The organism is Pseudomonas weihenstephanensis (assembly GCF_016812185.1).
GTDB classification, from domain to species: domain Bacteria; phylum Pseudomonadota; class Gammaproteobacteria; order Pseudomonadales; family Pseudomonadaceae; genus Aquipseudomonas; species Aquipseudomonas weihenstephanensis.
In genome coordinates this window covers 1,142,586-1,160,902 of record NZ_JAAEBV010000001.1, presented here as the reverse complement: position 1 = coordinate 1,160,902, position 18,317 = coordinate 1,142,586, and the positions used below count along the sequence as shown (strand labels likewise).

General features: G+C 56.6%; 17 protein-coding genes. 6 read left to right on the top strand and 11 right to left on the bottom strand.

The window, feature by feature from the left end:
- Positions 1 to 94: 94 nt before the first annotated feature.
- The 3 genes from GYN01_RS05235 to GYN01_RS05225 form a co-directional block, all read right to left on the bottom strand.
- Positions 95 to 946, bottom strand: coding sequence for a TauD/TfdA dioxygenase family protein (locus GYN01_RS05235; RefSeq protein WP_048362646.1), 852 nt, complete (start codon positions 944 to 946; stop codon positions 95 to 97).
- A 48-nt stretch (positions 947 to 994) separates the two neighbouring features.
- The gene (locus GYN01_RS05230) at positions 995 to 1,966 is read right to left on the bottom strand and encodes an L-tyrosine/L-tryptophan isonitrile synthase family protein (protein WP_203306686.1); all 972 of its coding nucleotides are present in this window, start codon (positions 1,964 to 1,966) and stop codon (positions 995 to 997) included.
- A gap of 179 nt (positions 1,967 to 2,145) precedes the next feature.
- Positions 2,146 to 4,182: a TonB-dependent receptor gene (locus GYN01_RS05225; protein WP_203306685.1), complete on the bottom strand. Its 2,037-nt coding sequence runs from the start codon at positions 4,180 to 4,182 to the stop codon at positions 2,146 to 2,148.
- A gap of 221 nt (positions 4,183 to 4,403) precedes the next feature.
- On the opposite strand from GYN01_RS05225, the gene GYN01_RS05220 reads away from it, so the two are divergent.
- On the top strand, positions 4,404 to 4,634 hold the full coding sequence (locus GYN01_RS05220; protein WP_048362649.1) for a VF530 family protein: 231 nt from the start codon (positions 4,404 to 4,406) through the stop codon (positions 4,632 to 4,634).
- A gap of 7 nt (positions 4,635 to 4,641) precedes the next feature.
- Positions 4,642 to 5,307, top strand: coding sequence for a Pr6Pr family membrane protein (locus GYN01_RS05215; protein ID WP_048401148.1), 666 nt, complete (start codon positions 4,642 to 4,644; stop codon positions 5,305 to 5,307).
- 125 nt (positions 5,308 to 5,432) lie between these two features.
- Here GYN01_RS05215 and GYN01_RS05210 read toward each other — a convergent pair whose 3' ends face one another.
- From GYN01_RS05210 to GYN01_RS05200, 3 genes are all read right to left on the bottom strand, one after another.
- Positions 5,433 to 6,218 (bottom strand): siderophore-interacting protein, encoded by a 786-nt coding sequence (locus GYN01_RS05210; protein ID WP_048362651.1) that lies wholly within the window; start codon positions 6,216 to 6,218, stop codon positions 5,433 to 5,435.
- Positions 6,215 to 6,796, bottom strand: a complete 582-nt coding sequence (locus GYN01_RS05205) for a PadR family transcriptional regulator (protein ID WP_048362652.1) — start codon at positions 6,794 to 6,796, stop codon at positions 6,215 to 6,217. The genes GYN01_RS05210 and GYN01_RS05205 overlap by 4 nt, the downstream gene beginning before the upstream one ends.
- 278 nt (positions 6,797 to 7,074) lie before the next feature.
- Positions 7,075 to 10,173 carry a transglycosylase domain-containing protein gene (locus GYN01_RS05200; protein ID WP_203306684.1) on the bottom strand — a complete coding sequence of 1,033 codons (3,099 nt, stop codon included), beginning with the start codon at positions 10,171 to 10,173 and terminating at the stop codon, positions 7,075 to 7,077.
- Between the two features lie 370 nt (positions 10,174 to 10,543).
- Between GYN01_RS05200 and GYN01_RS05195 the strand changes: the two genes are divergently transcribed.
- Positions 10,544 to 11,965, top strand: a complete 1,422-nt coding sequence (locus tag GYN01_RS05195; RefSeq protein WP_048362654.1) for an amino acid permease — start codon at positions 10,544 to 10,546, stop codon at positions 11,963 to 11,965.
- Positions 11,966 to 12,025: 60 nt separating this feature from the next.
- Here GYN01_RS05195 and GYN01_RS05190 read toward each other — a convergent pair whose 3' ends face one another.
- From GYN01_RS05190 to GYN01_RS05175, 4 genes are all read right to left on the bottom strand, one after another.
- On the bottom strand, positions 12,026 to 13,147 hold the full coding sequence (locus GYN01_RS05190; protein ID WP_203306791.1) for an OpgC domain-containing protein: 1,122 nt from the start codon (positions 13,145 to 13,147) through the stop codon (positions 12,026 to 12,028).
- A 324-nt stretch (positions 13,148 to 13,471) separates the two neighbouring features.
- Complete coding sequence (locus GYN01_RS05185) at positions 13,472 to 13,795, bottom strand: NEL-type E3 ubiquitin ligase domain-containing protein (RefSeq protein WP_203306683.1); 324 nt, start codon at positions 13,793 to 13,795, stop codon at positions 13,472 to 13,474.
- 144 nt (positions 13,796 to 13,939) lie between these two features.
- A complete protein-coding gene (locus GYN01_RS05180) occupies positions 13,940 to 14,224 on the bottom strand; it encodes a putative quinol monooxygenase (protein ID WP_048401126.1) in 285 nt (94 codons plus the stop codon).
- Positions 14,225 to 14,256: 32 nt separating this feature from the next.
- Positions 14,257 to 15,876, bottom strand: coding sequence for an FMN-binding glutamate synthase family protein (locus GYN01_RS05175; protein ID WP_203306682.1), 1,620 nt, complete (start codon positions 15,874 to 15,876; stop codon positions 14,257 to 14,259).
- 321 nt (positions 15,877 to 16,197) lie between these two features.
- Between GYN01_RS05175 and GYN01_RS05170 the strand changes: the two genes are divergently transcribed.
- Positions 16,198 to 16,467 carry a type B 50S ribosomal protein L31 gene (locus tag GYN01_RS05170; protein WP_203306681.1) on the top strand — a complete coding sequence of 90 codons (270 nt, stop codon included), beginning with the start codon at positions 16,198 to 16,200 and terminating at the stop codon, positions 16,465 to 16,467.
- A gap of 48 nt (positions 16,468 to 16,515) precedes the next feature.
- Here the strand turns inward: GYN01_RS05170 and GYN01_RS05165 are convergent, their stop codons facing one another.
- On the bottom strand, positions 16,516 to 16,983 hold the full coding sequence (locus GYN01_RS05165; RefSeq protein ID WP_048362659.1) for a DUF4234 domain-containing protein: 468 nt from the start codon (positions 16,981 to 16,983) through the stop codon (positions 16,516 to 16,518).
- Between the two features lie 218 nt (positions 16,984 to 17,201).
- Between GYN01_RS05165 and GYN01_RS05160 the strand changes: the two genes are divergently transcribed.
- Positions 17,202 to 17,645, top strand: a complete 444-nt coding sequence (locus GYN01_RS05160) for an NUDIX hydrolase (RefSeq protein ID WP_048362660.1) — start codon at positions 17,202 to 17,204, stop codon at positions 17,643 to 17,645.
- A gap of 23 nt (positions 17,646 to 17,668) precedes the next feature.
- Positions 17,669 to 18,307 carry a LysE family translocator gene (locus tag GYN01_RS05155; RefSeq protein WP_203306680.1) on the top strand — a complete coding sequence of 213 codons (639 nt, stop codon included), beginning with the start codon at positions 17,669 to 17,671 and terminating at the stop codon, positions 18,305 to 18,307.
- Positions 18,308 to 18,317: the final 10 nt, after the last annotated feature.

Genomic DNA, 18,317 nt, shown 5'->3' with positions numbered 1-18,317 from the left:
CGAAGTCCTTTCGATGTGTTTATCAATGTGTAAAACCGTGATATCTGGCCGCTGACCGGGTACGCAGTTGGCGCACACGGGCAGCGGTCACAGGTCAGGCGCCGGGCTGTAAAGCGGTGTTGTGGCAGATGGGATCGGCGTGGATGTGTACCCGCTGCAAGTGTCGTGCAGAACGTGCGGTAAACGCCTCGCGGCCGTGCAGCAGCGAGAAGTTGTCGGCAATCACCACGTCGTTTTGTTGCCAGGCATGGCCGTAGTAAAAGCGCGGGTCATGCAGCCGGGCCTGCAGGTCCTGTTCAAACGCCAGCACCTGGTCCGGCTCGATACCGTGGTACTGCAACGCATGGCGATTGAGAAAACGCTCGCCCTCCTGTGCCGGTTCGTTGTAACGCAGCACCGGCTTGCCAGTGCGCGGGTGCTCAACCAGCAACGAGGAGCACACTTGGCCGCCGTAATGCACCACCTGACGAATACGGTAAGTGACACTGACGTCACGCCAGCGCTCAATCACTTCCCGCGGGGTATGGGCCAACAGCGCCTCAGTGTCGAGAAAGGTCGTACGCCCACCTTCATCCTCTGCGGGGGCATGCAGGCAATTGAACAGTTGAAATTCAGGAATGGTCGGCTTGTACATGCCGTCCCAGTGCAAGGGCACGCCGCTGTGATCAAAGATATGGTCGGTGGCGTCCGGGTGCTCCTTAACGTCAAGTACCGCGCCAAAGGGCCACATCTTGATCGCTCCCCATTGCTCGGCAAAGCGGGTAAAACTCGGTGAATCGACGAAGGTCGGCGCAAATCCGCGCAGTATCAGCAAGTGATGCTCGCGTGCCAGGGCGATGAGCTGGCTGACATCCAGTTGCTCGACTGTTTGCCCGTTGTGGGCAGGCGTAATCATCAGGCCAAAAGGCGAATGTGCACTGACGTTAAAAGCAGGTGTGTTTTGCATCACTGTTTACCGTATGAGACAGCGAAAATTCAGAAGCATCCGTGCTTCTCATGCGCATTCGGCTGACTTACGCGAGTCGAGCGAGTAGTGGCTGTGGTTGCCATCGACCCACACCGGCTCGGCATTCAGCTCCATGGCTTCGGTTTTTCTCATCAGCACAAAGGTGCCGTCCACATCCACGGCTGTGCCATGCCAGGGCGTCAACCAGTCATCCTTGGTGGGCAGCATATGAATGCCCATTTTTAAACTCGACGTAGGTTGCGGGTGGATCGACAGGCGAATGGCATCCGGGAAACATTGCGCCAGCAGGTTGCCCCAGGCCCAACTGCTTTGAATCACGCCATAGGCGCGTTGGCGGGCGTCACGTTGCAGCGCTGTTTTTGAGCCCTGGTAATCCGGCGTCAAACCGTCCTCAAACATGAACCGGGTGATGGCGCGGTACAGGCGGGTGCCGTCCTCGTCGTTGAGCAGGTGCTCGCGAATGTCTTGCAGCGGGTCGGCGTAGCCTTCCAGCAATGTGCTGCGCAGCACATCGTAGTCATCGGTCAAGGCCGCGAACTCTTCGATATCACCCAGGTTCAGAACGTCCAGGTGTGACAGCTGTTCATCCTTGATCAGCGCTTTGATCTTGTTCTGGTAGGTGTTGATCGTGGCGTCACTGACGTTGATCAAGTCAGAAAACACATGGCCATCCGAGCAAATGGTCAGGCGTGCGCCGGGTGCGTAGTGGCTCTTAATGTTTTCGCACAATGAATTGAGAAACGTCAGGGCAAGTTTTTCAGCCATATCCGGGACAGCACCCAACACTTTATTGGGGTTCGGTGACTTGGCCGGGAAGGCTGGCAAGATGAAGTGAATGGGCAGGTTGGCGCTGATAAAGGTCTGGATGCGCGGCAATTGGGTGAGGGTAACGATGTCGTTTTCGAGGGAAATATCTTGATCGCTGCCTGAGAAGCGACGGCGGTAATGCAGCATTTCTTTAAGGATGTGCGAGGCGGTGGTGCTACAGCTTCCGTGCATAACGACTCCAAGTTCTCTGTGGGATAAATCTAGTTACAAGGTGAGAACGGAGAAAGAGCGTAGCGATAAAGCGAAATGTTGCTTTTATTTAGTCTCGTATTAGTGGCAAAAAGCCTGTTCTAGAGCCTTCGATAGCGCCGCGCAGAGGGCTGCGCGACGCTCAGTGCAGGTGCGCAGGCTTAGAACGTGGTACGTAAACCGACCTCAATGCCACGCCCTGGCGCAGGCGCTATGTCGCGCAGAATTGAGCTGGCGTAACGCACGGTCTGGTTGGTCAGGTTCTGGCCTTTGACGAAGGCCAGCCATTGGCTGCTGCCCACTTCAAAGTGATAGCCGGCGCTGGCGCCTAAGGTGGTGTAACCCTCAGTGCCCGACTCATTGCGCGGTACGCGCCCTTGATGACTGGCGTGTTCGATGTCCACCCGTGCCTGCCAGCGATCCAGTTCCCACAGCAGGCCACTGCTCAAGCGCAGTGGTGCAATACGAGGCAACGCTTCGCCCGTGTCGAGGTTGGTGGCTCGGGTGTAGTCACCTGACAGTTCCAGCGCGAATTTGCCGTAGGCACTTTCACCAAGTTTCCAGTGATCTTTCGCTTCAAAGCCCGTGAAGCGTGCGCGTACTCCGGAGTAGGTGTACTCCGGGATACCATCGGCGTCGGGTTCACCTTCGTCATTCAACGTACGACCCGAGCCGAGTAAGCCGATGTAATTGGAAAAGTGGCTGTAGAACACGCCGACACTGCCCGTGTGGGTGCCGTTATCAAAACGCAGGGCCAGGTCGCTGGAGACGGCTTTTTCTTTTGACAGGTTTGCGTTGCCAACTTCATAAGTGCCGGTCGCAACGTGCGCGCCGTTGGCGTACAGCTCATAAAACGTAGGGGCGCGCTCGGTGTAGCCCAGGGTGGCAGCCAACGACCAAATCGGAGTCAGGGTGAAGACTGCACCCGACGACACGCTGCCTGTGGTGAAGCTTTTAGAGCGATCAGCCGCTGAAAAGCGCTCGTTACCCTTGGCATCCGGGTCGACCACGGTGTGCTCCAGACGAGCGCCCAGGCTGAGCGTCAAGCGTTCGGTGGCTTGCAGTTCTTCGAGGATGAACAGGGCGCCACTGTTGGTGTCGGTGTGCGGTACGAACGCTTCTTCGCCCAAGGCAGAAAACTCGTTGCGGTTGACCTGAGCACCCACCACGCCATTCAGCGGTCCCAAGGGCACGTGCCGCGCTTCAACACCGGCTTCATAGCCTTTGTTCTTGAAGGTGGTGCCGACCTCGCCGCCTTCGATTTCGCGGTGTTCATAGTCGGTGTAACCGGCGTTGAATTTCAGCGAGCTGAAGGGGCCTTGCAGGTTGCGCAATTGGGAGGCAAACGCGTAATGATCCTGCTTCATGCGAATACGCACGTCTTGTTCGGCGGGTGAGCCGTAATTGGCGTCGTAGTTGCTGTAGGACAGACCGGCATAACCATCGTCCCACGTGTAAGAACCTCCCACCGCGCCGCCGTCCTGGCGGCCATTGCTGTTGCCCAAACGGCCTTTTTTATCGTTGCCGTCTTCACTTGCCGGTGCATGACGACTGCGCGCATCACCGGGGATTTTCAGGTCGTTAAATTCGCGGGCGTTGGCATCCAGGTGCAGGGCGAAAGTGCCATCGCCCGCTTCCAGCTTGCCTGCGCTGCTGCGCGTGGTGTCTGCACCGCCGTAACGCAACTCTCCCGCACCCTGAATACCCTCGATGGCCTCAGTCGGGATGCGATTGTCAAAGGTGTTGACCACGCCACCGATGGCATTGCCGCCGTACAGCAAGGCGGCGGGGCCGCGCACAATTTCCACCCGTTCGACATTCACCGGGTCCAGCGGCACGGCGTGATCGTAAGACAGGGATGAGGCATCCAGCGCCCCGACGCCATTGCGCAGAATGCGAATGCGGTCACCGTCCAGGCCACGAATAATCGGGCGGCTGGCTCCGGGCCCGAAGTAGGACGAGGACACACCCGGTTGCTTGTTCAGGGTTTCACCGAGGCTGCCTTGTTGTTGCAAGGTCAGGTCGTCACCCTCCAGAACGGTGGTCGGTGAGGCCAACTGGCTGCTGCCAAGCGGGTTGCCGGTAATCACCTGGGGTTGCAATTCAAGGGCATATACCGGGGAGGCAACGAGCAGGGCGGTAGCCAGTGGGGTCAGGCGTAGACGGCGAAGATGGCGTGGGAAGGCGGGGGACGACATTGCAAGTTCCTTGGAAGGGTTAGACGTGAAAGGCGCGCGCGATACGCTCTGATTGGAAAGTATTGGTTACAATATAACATCACTGTTAATGTAACCAAGGGGAACTTTCCTCTCACCTGTCCAGTCACGGCTAAGCTGTGGCGTGGCAAATGCACTTCCCCCTGAGCGAGTGCTCGGCTAAGGTGCGCGACTTTCTCTCTATTGCTTTCTTAAGGCTCGGCATGACTGAACCCACTAACAACCCCTTGCACGGCGTGACGCTGGAACAAATCCTTACGGCGCTGGTGGCGCATTACACGTGGGAAGGGCTGGCTGAGCGCATTGATATTCGCTGTTTCAAAAGCGACCCGAGCATTAAGTCGAGCCTGACCTTCTTGAGGAAAACGCCCTGGGCGCGGGAAAAAGTTGAAAAGCTCTATGTGAAATACGCCCGCACCAAGCGCGATATTTGATTCGCCGATGAACAATCCCCCGACGAGAGTAAGCGCCACCGCCACACGCACGCTGTGCACCCTGCTGGCGATGGTGGGGTGGAGCGGGTTGGCGTTGCAGCTTGATCTGGTGTTGCTGGCCCGCTGGACATCAGGCGCTAGCGTGTTGGGGGGATTGGTGAACTACTTCAGTTTTTTCACCATTCTGACTAACACCCTGGCGGCGGTGGTTTTGACCTGCGAGGCAACGGGTCGTGAGTCAGGCGTCAGAAGGTTCTTCTTGCAGCCACGGATTAGCAGCGGTGTTTGCGTGAGCATCATTGTGGTGGGCGTTGCGTACAGTGTGCTGCTGCGTAACCTCTGGCAGCCCCAGGGTTTGCAGTGGCTGGCCAATGAAGTGCTGCATGACGTAATGCCCGTACTCTTCGCCCTGTATTGGTGGTTTTGCGTACCCAAAGGCGCGTTACGCATCCGGCACATCGGGTTATGGGCGCTGTACCCCATTTTGTATTTCGCCTACATCCTGTTGCGCGGGCATCTGCTGGGTGCATACCCGTATCCGTTTGTGGACGTCGAGAAGCTGGGGTATGCGCTGACATTTATCAATGCCAGCGCAATTTTGGCGGGGTTCATAGCCGTGGCCGTCATTGTGGTGGGGCTGGACCGATGGAAGCGGCCTGCAACACCCGATTAACGTACAGGCCCGATGGGTCAGGCGCGCAGCCTATCGCCGCTTCGTGCCTGGGCAGCGTGCGGGTGCGAAGTAGCCGTCAAACCCATCAATCCGATGCGTCAGAGTACAGGCACGTACGCGGTCGATTAATCTTCGGCGCTGTCGTTCAACCGCCAGTAGCCGACCGCTTTTACAAACTCGTCATTCAAACCATGGGTGTCGAGCAGCACACGACGCACCTTGCGCGCCAGCGCACTTTCGGTCGCCACCCATGCATACAACTCGCCCTCAGGCATCTTCAATTGTGCAACGGTCTTGAGCAGGTCCTCATTCGGCTGGTCGCGATGCACCCAGATCACGTCAACCGTTGCGGCGCTGTCAAACGGTTGCTCTTCCCCCGCATTTTCGATGTCTACCACGACCAGTGCCCGGCGATTGGCGGGGAGCTCTTGCAGGCGTCGGGCGATGGCGGGGATGGCTGTTTCGTCGCCGATCAGCAGGTAGCTGTCGAAGATATCGGGAACCACCATTGAGCCGCGCGGACCACCGATGTGCAGGTACTGCCCCGGCGTGGCCTGGGCTGCCCAGGTAGAGGCAGGTCCGTCGCCATGCAGTACAAAGTCGATGTCCAGTTCGAGGGTGTGCAGGTCGTAGCGACGCGGGGTGTAGTCGCGCATCGCAGGCATGCTTTTGCTCTTCAACCCGGCACTGAGTTCCAGGCCTTCGAGTGCCGCCTGTTCTTCGGCGTTCTGCGGGAAGAACAACTTGACGTGGTCATCGCTGCCCAGGCTGATGAAGCCGGCCAATTCAGGTCCGCTTACGGTAATACGGCGCATGCGGGGTGTCAGGTCGGTCACCCGGAGCACCTCAAGTTTGCGGCGTTTTATTTCATGCATGACCCGGTGAATGGTCTGGGGGGCGATGGCATTCATTCAGCGTTCTCCTGCGATGACAGTGCAGTAACAGGGCCATCGACAATGGCTTTGGCGGTGTTATTGAGCAGGTCGCGAACGCGCAGGATTTCTTCCGGGTTCCAGCGGCCATGGTGCATTTGTAACGCGTGACGCAAGTTGTGCACGGCTTCGTGGATTTCAGCCGGCCGGTCGTGGCCGCGCAGCGAGCGCTTGCTGACATCAATGCGCATGCGCACGCCTTCCAGCGCAATGGTTTGCTCGGCCAGTGACTGACGACCGGCGTCGGTGACGGTATAGCGTTTTTTACCGCCTTCGGTATCGCCCGTGATCATTTCGCTTTCTTCAAGGAAGGTCAGGGTCGGGTAGATCACGCCGGGGCTGGGGCTATAGGCGCCGTCGAACAGCGTTTCGATTTGGCGGATCAAGTCGTAACCGTGACAAGGCTGGTCGGCGATAAGCGCCAGCAGCAGTAATTTCAAGTCGCCAGGGGCGAATACCCGTGGGCCACGGCCTGCGCGTTCGCGACCGGGGCGTTTTTCGAAACCGTCGGGGTCAACACCGTGCTCGCGGTGATGAGGATGATGGTGTTCTCTCATTTATCTTCGCGCTCTGTAAAAGTCAGATACAACTTAAGATATATCTTAAGTCTGTTCAAGCAGAGGCGATGAACGGTAATTATTCTCATGTACTGATCGGCGCTAGAGACTTTAGCGACCGGCCCAGAAATACCAGGCTGCATCTTCAGCTGCACCCCAGTAGTGATCGGGTAAATGATCACTTTGCAATCGAACCTAGACTCGCCAACGGCGGCGTCAACCTCGGCAGTTTCACAAGCCGCTGAAGAGCCGCGCCGCAGTGCCGGGTTTATGGATGATTACAACTGGGCGGCAGGCGGATGGCACAAGGTGTGAGTGTCAGGTTGAAGGTACGGCGTCAGGATCGGGGCCATGCCCTTGAGGACTTGCACCGGCAGGGCGGAGGTGAATTTGAAGGCTTCGGCCGAGCGTCCAGGCACAAACGCAGTCAGGGTGCCAAAGTGGTGTTCGCCGATGTAAAACACGAAGGTTGCCGTGCGATTGATCGACTTGGAGCTGAGGATGCGTCCGCCCGCTCCCATGGCTTCGATGCGGTTATCACCGGTCCCGGTTTTGCCGCCCATGGCCAGTATGCTGCCGTCGGTTTGTTTGAAACTGCCCGAAACCCTGCGCGCAGTTCCGGCGTCCACTACGTTTGAAAGGGCTTCACGAAGGGCCGTGGCCACTTCGCTCGGCATCACCCGCTCGCCTTTGTCTGGGTCGTTGATCAGACGGGTTTCATAAGGCGTATCGGCGGCGAAATGCAGGGTATCAATGCGTAACACCGGTAAACGCACGCCATCGTTAAGGATGATGCCCATCAACTCCGACAGCGCTGCCGGACGATCCCCCGAGCTGCCCAAGGCCGTGGCCAGTGATGGCACCAGGTGGTCAAACGGGTAGCCGACCTTTTGCCAGCGCTGATGAATATCGAGGAATGCTTCGATTTCCAACATGGTACGAATCCGGCTATCACGGGCACTTTTGTGCCGGCTTTTAAACAACCAGCTGTAAACCTCCTGACGTTCGAATTGGCTTGCCGCTACGGCTTGCTGGAAGGTGGACTGCGGGTTGTTCAGTAAATACCCCATCAGCCACAGATCCAGCGGATGGACTTTGGCGATGTAACCTTGGTCGGGCAGGTCATAGGCGCCAGGGCCGTAGCTTTGGTAAAGCTTGATGAGGCGATCGTCGGGGATCTTGTCGCTGCGCAGGTGTGAGCGCACGAAGCTGTTAAAGGTGGCCTGGTCAGCATGTGGGAACAGGTAGCGGTGCACCGCGGACATGCGAATGGGGGTGGGGTGCATGCTGTCCAAAAAGGTGTCGAGGCGCGCCTGGGTGTCTTTACCTTTGTATTTTTTCCAGAACTTGAGCATGTAGGTGGTGCCTTCGCGATCGGCGAAACGGCTCAAGTATTCTTGACGACGCGGATTGAGGTCGTCTTTGAGCAGTTCGGCGCTGTTGCTTGGCGCCTGATACGTGGTGTAACGCACCACATCGCGCATCAGCCTAACGAAGGGCAGGTTGATAGACTCGCGGATGGCCTCGCGCAGGGTCGGGTTGCGGCCATTGTCCTGATTGCGGAAGTTGTGAAAGTGATGCATGCCGCCACCGGTGAAGAAGCTTTCGCCGGGGCTTGCGGAGTATTGGCGGTTGAGCGCGGCATCGAGCATGTTCGCGAGGCTGGCGCCGGGGTCCCGGATCAGGTAATCCAGCGCCCAGCGACTCAAGCGGTCCTGGTCATTGACCTGGACTTTCTTCAAGTTGGCGCTGGACTGACCGCCGTAGCGATCATGCAGCTCGGCCATGATTTGCAGGTAAGTGGTCATGACCCGCAGTTTGGCGGTCGAGCCCAGCTCCAGTTTGCTGCCTTCGTTAATGTCAAAAGGCTGATCGGTGCTGTCGGTTTGGACTCTGGCGCGAGCGCCATCGGGTGTGAGTTCAAACAAGGTGAAGCTGTAACGCACTTGCGCAGTGCTGGAGGGCGTCAGTAAACGTTCTCCGAGCAATCCCAGCTTGCCGGCAAAAGCGGGATCGGCCAGTTGACGCAGATAGTGACTGACTTCGCGCTGCAAGTCGGCTTGCAATGTGCTGGTCGCCGACAGATCAAGGCGATCAAGGTCGTACAGCGGGCGCTTGAGCAGCGCCGAGAGACGGCCACGCGCCACGCTGATGCCTTTGTTGGTTTCGATGGGCTGTATCGTCGGTGCTGTATTCCAGTTGCGGTAGGTCACTTTGCTTGCCAGCGCCGCAGCCGTTAATGCGGGATCAATGACGTTGTTCTGCGCCAGCAGGCGTATGTGGCTGTCGGTCAATTGCGCCAATTCTTCGCGGCCTTTGGCCAAATAATGCGAAGGGCGGCGCTGGGCGATCATCAGCGACAGCACTTCTCGTAATGCCAGGCCGCGGGATGCAAGGCTTTGCGGGTCACTCGCAGTGCTGGCCAATTGTTGATTGACGTGATTGAAATCGGCGCCGTACCACACCCGTAATCCTTCAGCCATGCCGTGGACTTCACCATGCCCCGGCACCGCAGAGAGCGGCACGCTGTTGAGATAGTCTCGTACCACGGCCTGGCGGGCTTGCAGGGTATCAGGCCCATCCTGATAGGCCCGCATGCTGGCGGAGATCATCTGCCGCACTTTTTCACTGCCGGACACTGTCAGGCCATCTGGCGAGTGACGGTATTTTTCGAGTTGCGTGGCCAAGGTGCTGCCCCCCGCTGATTGGCCAGGCATGTGCAGCACTTTTGCAACTTGCGACCACGCGGCCATGGCAAAACGCGGCCAATCCACGGCGGGGTTGGCCAACGGCTCATTGGGGTCGAGCAGGTCGCGGTTTTCGATAAACAACAAGCTGTGCACCACCACTGGCGGAATACTGGCGAAGTTCGAATAGAGCTGTTGCGGGTAGTTGTACTGATAGAGCGGTGCGCCGGAGCAGTCAGTAATGGAAAGTCCAGCTTGAATTTTTTCTGAGTACGGTACGAAAAAACCTTTTTTGCTGTAGCTCAACAGCTCTGGCGAGAAGCGAGTTTGTTCGGCAATCACGTAATCACGTTTTAACAAGCGCGGCAAAAAGTCGCCCAAAGCGCTGTAGCCCAGTCGCTTGTCAAAAGGTCCCGCACCGGGGTACAGCATCGAGTCGCTTGGACCTGCCTGCATCGAGTAACTCAGGGACGCGGCAAAGCGACTGAACTCACGCGCCTGAAAGGCAGAGGTGCGCACTTCTTTGACGACCATCAGGCTGACTGCGGCCAGGCCTGCCAGTGATAAAACGCTTACTAAAATCCAGCCATAGCGCCGCCCGCCGGGCCTTTGCGGTGGGGGCAGCACGTGCTCCACTGACGTTTGTGGCCCTGCGCTTTGATTGGAATTGGAATGCCACAGTGCGCCCATAATCGACAGTTCCACATACGCATTTTGGCTGCGCTTGTGTGAAGCGTAGACGTTGAGTGAGGCCGGCGAAAACTTTGTGGTGGCGCTGCATAAATGCTTTTCCGACGGGTGATGCAGGCCCCGGCTGACGGGGCATGCGCCTGAAAGTGTAGGAATAGAGCCTTTAAAGTAGGTAAATACGTCCTAGGTAGGGGAATGACTGTGCACCAACGCTGTGCAATACTCGCCGCCGATCTCAGTAGGGCATTTCCCTTTTGACCTGTCGACCCACAAGGTCAGGGCCGATCAAGAGGGGAGCCAGGTGACACGCCCGGCTTGATAGAACGCCCGATTGATGCCACATCCAATAACAATATGAGGTTGTACTTTTATGCCAGTCGGCAACCACCAGCCCCAAGGCGAAACCGCACAAGGCGGTCCGCTCAAGCGCGAACTGGGCGAACGTCATATTCGCTTGATGGCGCTCGGCGCCTGTATCGGCGTAGGCCTGTTCCTGGGTTCGGCCAAAGCAATTGAAATGGCAGGCCCTGCCATCATGCTGTCCTACATCATCGGTGGCTTGGCCATCCTGGTGATCATGCGCGCCCTTGGCGAAATGGCCGTGCACAATCCGGTAGCTGGCTCTTTCAGCCGCTACGCACAAGATTACCTTGGCCCCTTGGCGGGCTTTTTGACGGGCTGGAACTACTGGTTCTTATGGCTGGTGACCTGTGTCGCGGAAATCACCGCCGTGGCGGTGTACATGGGGATCTGGTTTCCCGATGTACCGCGCTGGATCTGGGCGCTTGCTGCGCTGATCAGCATGGGGTCTATCAACCTGATCGCGGTCAAGGCTTTCGGTGAGTTTGAGTTCTGGTTTGCACTGATCAAAATCGTAACCATCATCGCGATGGTGCTCGGTGGCATTGGCATCATCGCGTTTGGTTTTGGTAACGATGGCGTTGCACTGGGTATTTCCAACCTTTGGGCCCACGGCGGTTTTCTGCCAAACGGCATCCAGGGTGTGTTGATGTCCCTGCAAATGGTGATGTTTGCCTACCTGGGCGTTGAAATGATCGGTCTGACGGCCGGTGAAGCCAAGAACCCGCAAAAGACCATTCCCAGTGCGATTGGCTCGGTGTTCTGGCGCATTCTGCTGTTCTACGTCGGCGCACTGTTTGTGATCCTGTCGATCTACCCTTGGAATGAGATCGGTACCCAAGGCAGTCCGTTTGTCATGACCTTTGAACGTCTGGGCATTAAAACCGCGGCGGGCATCATTAACTTTGTGGTGATCACGGCCGCGCTGTCGTCATGCAACGGTGGCATTTTCAGCACCGGTCGTATGCTCTACAGCCTGGCGCAGAACGGTCAGGCGCCCGCCAACTTCGGTACCACCTCGAAAAATGGCGTGCCGCGTCAGGCATTGTTGCTGTCGATTGCAATGTTGCTGCTGGGCGTGGTCCTCAACTACCTGGCGCCCGAGAAAGTGTTTGTATGGGTGACGGCGATTGCCACCTTCGGTGCGATCTGGACCTGGTTGATGATCTTGCTGGCGCAACTGCGCTTTCGTAAAAATCTGAGCAAGGAAGAAGCGGCTGCCTTGAAGTACAAGATGTGGCTGTACCCGTACAGCTCGTATGCTGCGCTGGCGTTCTTGTTCTTTGTGGTAGGGCTGATGGCTTACTTCGTTGAGACACGAGTGGCTTTGTTTGTTGGCCCGGCGTTCTTGATCTTGCTGACGGTTCTGTTTTACGTGTTCAAGTTGCAGCCTAAGCACACGACCCCTGCAGTCGTAAGCTCGGCCTCATAAGCGCGTAATACAGTTCAGGCAACGGTAGGAGCGAGCACGCTCGCTCCTACCCATGAATACTCAGCGGCTCGACACAGTCGGTGCCTGCTTGCCCAACCGTTTGTACCAGTCCAGCCATGTGGCCAGTATGGCCATGATCCCGACGCCCAGCAGGGCGCTGAAAAGCTTCATCGCAAACGTATCCCCTCCCAGTGCATTGAGCATGTCGGCCAACGGCGCCAGAATCACCCCCAGACAAAACACTTCCAGTGAGTAACGGCCCATGCGGCAAGTATGGCGAGCCAGCCCGCGATTCAGCCAATCAGTGTGCGGGACGACTTTGGCGACCACGTAGGCCAATGCCAAAAAGTGCAGCAAGCGAACCGGTGAAAGGTTGGTTTTACTGATCGGATACAGGTGCTCACCGAGCCAGAGAGGCATTAGCGCATCGTGTACCTGTGGCCACTTCCACGACAACGCCAACAGGCCCGTCAGCAGCAGATAAAGCACTGCCAGCAAAAATACCGGTTGGCGTAACAGTGGGCGGTTCTCTGAAACTTTGCGAGGTTGGCTGTGGAGTGCGGCCGCTCCGCCCAGGATAAACAGGAACTGCCAGGCAATCGGGTTAAAAAACCAGACGCCGCCTTCTTGTGCTGCCAGGTTCCAGAAAGGCGCAATCAAGTACAACACCAGTGACACGCCCACCACGTACTCGGATTTGCGCAGCAACATGGGCAGTACCAGCGGCAAACCCAGCAATAACACGATGTACAACGGTAATGGGTCCATCAGATTGGGTTTGAAGCGCAGCAGCAATTCGTCGGTCAGGGCCTGCTGTGGGTTACTCAGGAAATACTGCAAGCCCATTTCCTGCACCAAGTCGCGGGTTTCAACGTGGCTGTTGGCGTAGAACACAATGCCCATCAGTACTGCCAACAAGAAAATATGCACCACATACAGCACCCAGGCGCGGCGCAGGATTTTCACACTGGCGATCAGCAAACCCTCGCGTCGAGCGATTTTTCCGTAGGCCAGCACGGCGGCATAGCCGGCCAAAAACACAAAGATTTCTGCCGCATCGCTCAAACCGAAATTGCGCACGGTCACTTCCGCCAGCGGGTTATGCGGAATGTGGTCCCAAAAGATAAAAATCAGCGCCAGCCCGCGAAAGAAATCGATACGCTGGTCACGTCCGTTAATGATCAAGACGAGTACTCGGTTAAAGAGTGAATAAAGACCTTGGGGTCTGTACGAAATGTATCTGCACTCGGTTATGCGGCGTTGAAAACAGGCTCGCAATGCTCATTTACAACCCGTAAAGTCGTGCGCTATCCTGGCTTTCCTCGCCTGTTTTCGCTTTGCCAAACCGTCTCTCGAAAGCATGTCGTACCTACCCCGGAACGTCGTGCAGGTTGCGCGCCACACACACACAGGCGGCGCGCAGGGTGAAGGTATTCAAGAGTAAATGCAAAGGTTGAATATGACGGAATGTATCCTGTGCGGCGAGCCTTGACCGCCGGGGTCGTGTCACTCCTTCTGCGCCAGGTTTTTCGGCAGATAGCCGCGTCTTGATTCCTTGTTGATCACGATCTCGTAGGCGGCCTCGATTTGCTCGTCGCAGGTTAAGGCGCTGGTACGGAATTTCATCGATGTCGGTTGCCAAGGCAATTCAAGGCGTTGGGCCCAATCAACCTGATATATCCGTTGGACTTCTAGCAGGTCAGGCTTGAGCCGGCTGGCAGGTGTACCGGGATTTTGGTTTGCAAGTCCTTCGTTATAGGCCTGTAACTGCAACTCGTATTGACTCTCTGCAATGTCATCCAGCGCCTGCAAACGTACTCGACCTTTCATCAAATTCAGCAGTGGTGATTTAAAGGTCACTGTTAACTATGTAATACCGTGCGCAATGATGTTTGTTGTAGGGCCTTGTGCTGTCAGCCTTCTCGTTCGGGCGGCGTGAAGGCGGACAGCGAAAGTTAGAGGTTATGGCCTTATTCAGAACGCGTGCATCAATATAAACGTGCACGCTTTTGCCTGATGCGCATTAATCATCGGCACCAGCCGCCTGAAGTGCTCGCTTTGACAGTGAGCATCCAATGCCGCTTGATCGGGCCATTGCTCGATAAAAATGAAATGCCCCGGGTTTTGCTGATCCACGTACAAGTCGTAGGCGATGCAGTCCGGTTCCAATCGGGTTTTTTCCACCAGTTCGGCGTACCACGGGCGTACGGTGTTCAGGTGTTCGGGTTTGATGAAGTCTTCGGCAATCACTTTCAGCATGTTTTACGTCCTTGTGGTGGGCGAGGTGCGTTTCAAGCCGCCGTAATGACATTGGCGTCAAAGCTGTCGGCTCGTGCCATTTGCCACATGCGCGAATAAAACTCCCCGTTCACTTCGCCGGTCAGCAATTCGCCGGGCTTGAGAAACACGTGGAGTTGCGAAAACAGTTTGACCTCGGTCGCCGACACGCGACGTACCAAATGTTTGGCCTGCAGTTGTGCTGGGTGTTCAAGGCCCGCGGCGGCGAGCATTTCGGCCAGGCCCTTGAGGGTGTTGCGATGGAAATGAAATACGCGCTGTGCTTTGTCCGGGACCACCAGGGCGCGCTGACGCAATGGGTCTTGTGTGGCTACGCCGGTTGGGCATTTGTTGGTGTGACACGACTGCGACTGAATACAGCCGATGGCAAACATAAAGCCGCGTGCCGAGTTGGCCCAGTCGGCGCCAATCGCCAACACGCTGGCAATATCAAAGGCGCTGACGATCTTGCCACTGGCGCCCAGTTTGATCTTGCTGCGCAGGTTGAGCCCCACCAGGGTGTTATGCACGAATAACAACCCTTCACGCATTGGCGCGCCCATGTGATCGGTGAACTCAACCGGTGCGGCCCCGGTGCCACCTTCTTTGCCGTCGATGACGATGAAGTCCGGCAAGATGCCGGTTTCCAGCATGGCTTTAGCAATGCCCATGAACTCCCACGGATGGCCCAGGCAGAACTTGAAGCCCACGGGCTTGCCGCCGGACAGTTCACGCAATTGGGCGATCCACTGCATCAACTCAAGCGGTGTTGAAAACGCGCTGTGTCGTGAAGGGGAAATGCAGTCTTCACCCATCATGATGCCGCGTGTTTCAGCGATTTCTTGAGTGACTTTATCTTTTGGCAAAATCCCGCCATGACCGGGTTTTGCCCCTTGGCTCATCTTGATTTCGATCATGCGCACTTGCGGGTTTTGCGCCTGAACGGCAAAGCGTTCCGGGTCGAAACGGCCATCGGTCGTGCGGCAGCCGAAATAGCCGCTGCCCAACTCCCACGTCAGGTCCCCGCCGTTTTCGCGGTGATATGGGCTGATGCTGCCCTCACCCGTGTCGTGCGCAAAGTTACCCAGTTGGGCCCCTTTATTAAGTGCGCGAATCGCGTTGGCGCTCAGGGAGCCGAAACTCATGGCTGAGATGTTGAACACCGATGCACTGTAAGGCTGCGTGCACTGAGGCCCGCCGACCATCACTCTAAAACCCGCCGGGTCGCTCAAAGGGGCCGGACGCATGGAGTGCCCGATAAACTCAAAGCCTGATTGGTACACATCGATCAGGGTGCCAAATGGTTTGTCAGCACTCTCATTCTTGGCCCGTGAATACACCAGTGAGCGTTGTGCACGGGAGAAGGGCAGGGCATCGCTGTCCGATTCCAGCAGGTATTGGCGTATCTCTGGGCGAATGGTCTCAACCATGTATCGGATGTTGCCCAGGATGGGGTAGTTACGGCGCACGGCGTGGGGGGTTTGCATCAGGTCGAAAATACCGATCAGGCTCAACACCAGGGTCACAGCAGTAAAGGGCCATAACCACTCGTGGTGCATAAACGGCAGGCTGACGAGAGTGAAAATCACGCAAAAGGCAAAAAACGCATAACGGCTCAACAGTGACAGGCTCATACGGTTTCCTGTTTCAGGCTTGTTTTTTCAGTCAGGCCATTGCGCCTGAAGGGCTTGTGAACTGCACAAGCGGGAACTCACGGTGTGGTCAGGACCCTCTCTTTAGCTTGGAGGTTTCCCGGGTGCGGTGTTTGCCCTGTATCAAGCAAACGTCATTACAGAAAGCAGACCAGTCATTGAACGGTATTTCGCTTGGCGCGGCATCCCGACGATAGTCGCGGGCATATAACGTGAGCGCCGAGTTGAAGCAAGTTGTCATTTGCAGGGGGGCTGTAGTTACTGTCTAACGTTTCGAGCTTGCCTTAACGGCGGAGACATTTCATGACACCTGGCATTCACCCTGACGACCGGACAGTGCTTTTTCACGACAACGCGGCTGACGCGTACTTTCTGATCGGCTCTACGATGGACACGGATCGCACGCATGTCCATACCGATGGCAACACGTACCCTTTTGTGGTGCTGGATATTTCCAGCGCCTCGCATCCGGTGTACACCGGGCAGCAGCGCAAGACGCAATCGGAGTGGAGGATTGCAGGCTTTAACAAGTGTTTCGCGGGGTGTGGTTCGAAGGCCGTGGCTCAAGATTGATACGCACAGGCCTAACTGGCCGCCCTCGAACGGGGCGGCCAAACATCATCAAACGGTAGTGGTTTGCGTCTTGCCCTGCAAAATCTGCTGCTTGCGCAGCGCTTCAGGCAGGTCGTTGATGCAGTAGTTGATGTAATAAACGTTGAAGATGAAGGTGTAAAAACCGTTCATGCGCAGATCAATTTTGTGTTCGTTGAGTGCGTATTCTTGCAAGGCAGCCCGCGCTCGAAACGCCCACACGATGTACAAAACAGCCCCAGCAAGGCTCAAAAGGCTACCAATGAGAATCAGGGCGTTATCCCCTGTATTGCCCAGTGCACCCCCCCAGCCAATACACACCGCCAGCCAGATAAGGTAAGTAGTGTTCGCGGTTTGACGTTGAGTCACCTGATCAATGATCGTGTGGTTTTGCCATAGCCAGAGCAGGGGGTACAGGCCCGCAGTTGCAACAGCCAGCAATACCAGGTTCCAGGTTTTAGTATTAACGCGTTCTTTTAGCTCAGTGATGCTCGACATTTAAAACTCCTTTTATCCTTTGTCTCGGCGTAATTATTCACGCGCTCAATCCTTGCCTCCGGGCAGGACGGTGCGCACCTTAACAGAACCTTACAGGCAATGTTTTATTAACCATTTCAGCGGTTTGATAAACCTCTAAAAAAGGCGGATCTGTATCTTTTCAGCGAAGTCTGGCCGTGTGATCCTGCCCGCCTTCGCACTCTGAGTGGTTAATTCTTGTGACGCGTTCCGATCAATCTTTGCCTGTACCGACAAACATCATTCGTATCGCCGCCGCTGTGCTGATTGGTCCCGACGGCCGAACCCTGTTGGTGCGCAAGCGCGGTACTCAAGCCTTTATGCAGCCGGGTGGCAAAATTGATGCCCATGAGCAACCCATTGAAGCGCTGGCCCGGGAGCTGGAAGAAGAGCTTGCGCTCAAGATTGACCCGGTCCGCGCCACCTACCTTGGGCACTTTTGTGCACCGGCGGTGAATGAGCCAGGGTTTGAAGTGCAGGCCGAGTTGTTTTTGCTGCATATCGACGCTGACGTGGCCCCTGCTGCGGAGATCGAAGAAGTGCAATGGATTGATCCCCGTGGCGATGGCGGCTTGACCCTGGCGCCCTTGACCGGTGATGTGATTTTGCCGTTCTACCGCCAGATTATTCCGACCTCCGCCTGATTTAATGCCGATAAGGACCCTTGATGATTACTGCCCACGATGTGCTGATTTTCACTGCGGCGTGTTTGCTGATGGTGCTGACACCGGGGCCAAACATGATCTACCTGATTTCGCGTTCGATCTGTCAGGGGCGCGCAGCAGGGGTGACGTCTTTGGTGGGGGTGGTGGCGGGTTTCTTTGTTCACATGCTCGCCGCTGCGGTCGGGCTGACAGCTGTGTTTTTGGCTGTGCCGATGGCCTATGAGGCCTTGAAATGGGCAGGTGCGCTCTATCTGTTGTGGATGGCCTGGCAGGCGGTTAGACCCGGCGCACGTTCGCCGTTTGAGGCCCGTGAGCTGGTGCCGGATTCGTCTTCGAAACTGGTCGCCATGGGCTTTTTGACCAGTGTGCTAAACCCCAAGGTGGCGCTGTTTTACCTCTCGATTCTGCCGCAGTTCATCAGCCCGGCTCACGGCTCGATGTTTATCCAAAGTATCCTGTTGGGCCTTATTCAAATCAGCGTCAGTTTTACCGTCAACTTGCTGATTGCCTTGTTCGCCTCGGGGATCGCCGTCTGGTTTGTACGCAACCCGTTATGGTTGGCCGTGCAGCGTTATGTGATGGGGTTCGTCTTGGCGGCGCTGGCGGTGAGGCTGATGCTCGAACAACGTAAAACGCTATGACGTGGACCCT

Bases quoted from the DNA above. Each gene is read 5' to 3' on its own strand.
- GYN01_RS05235 (WP_048362646.1), bottom strand. From the start codon at position 946: ATGCAAAACACACCTGCTTTTAACGTCAGTGCACATTCGCCTTTTGGC.
- GYN01_RS05230 (WP_203306686.1), bottom strand. From the start codon at position 1,966: ATGCACGGAAGCTGTAGCACCACCGCCTCGCACATCCTTAAAGAAATG.
- GYN01_RS05225 (WP_203306685.1), bottom strand. From the start codon at position 4,182: ATGTCGTCCCCCGCCTTCCCACGCCATCTTCGCCGTCTACGCCTGACC.
- GYN01_RS05220 (WP_048362649.1), top strand. From the start codon at position 4,404: ATGACTGAACCCACTAACAACCCCTTGCACGGCGTGACGCTGGAACAA.
- GYN01_RS05215 (WP_048401148.1), top strand. From the start codon at position 4,642: ATGAACAATCCCCCGACGAGAGTAAGCGCCACCGCCACACGCACGCTG.
- GYN01_RS05210 (WP_048362651.1), bottom strand. From the start codon at position 6,218: ATGAATGCCATCGCCCCCCAGACCATTCACCGGGTCATGCATGAAATA.
- GYN01_RS05205 (WP_048362652.1), bottom strand. From the start codon at position 6,796: ATGAGAGAACACCATCATCCTCATCACCGCGAGCACGGTGTTGACCCC.
- GYN01_RS05200 (WP_203306684.1), bottom strand. From the start codon at position 10,173: ATGGGCGCACTGTGGCATTCCAATTCCAATCAAAGCGCAGGGCCACAA.
- GYN01_RS05195 (WP_048362654.1), top strand. From the start codon at position 10,544: ATGCCAGTCGGCAACCACCAGCCCCAAGGCGAAACCGCACAAGGCGGT.
- GYN01_RS05185 (WP_203306683.1), bottom strand. From the start codon at position 13,795: ATGAAAGGTCGAGTACGTTTGCAGGCGCTGGATGACATTGCAGAGAGT.
- GYN01_RS05180 (WP_048401126.1), bottom strand. From the start codon at position 14,224: ATGCTGAAAGTGATTGCCGAAGACTTCATCAAACCCGAACACCTGAAC.
- GYN01_RS05175 (WP_203306682.1), bottom strand. From the start codon at position 15,876: ATGAGCCTGTCACTGTTGAGCCGTTATGCGTTTTTTGCCTTTTGCGTG.
- GYN01_RS05170 (WP_203306681.1), top strand. From the start codon at position 16,198: ATGACACCTGGCATTCACCCTGACGACCGGACAGTGCTTTTTCACGAC.
- GYN01_RS05165 (WP_048362659.1), bottom strand. From the start codon at position 16,983: ATGTCGAGCATCACTGAGCTAAAAGAACGCGTTAATACTAAAACCTGG.
- GYN01_RS05155 (WP_203306680.1), top strand. From the start codon at position 17,669: ATGATTACTGCCCACGATGTGCTGATTTTCACTGCGGCGTGTTTGCTG.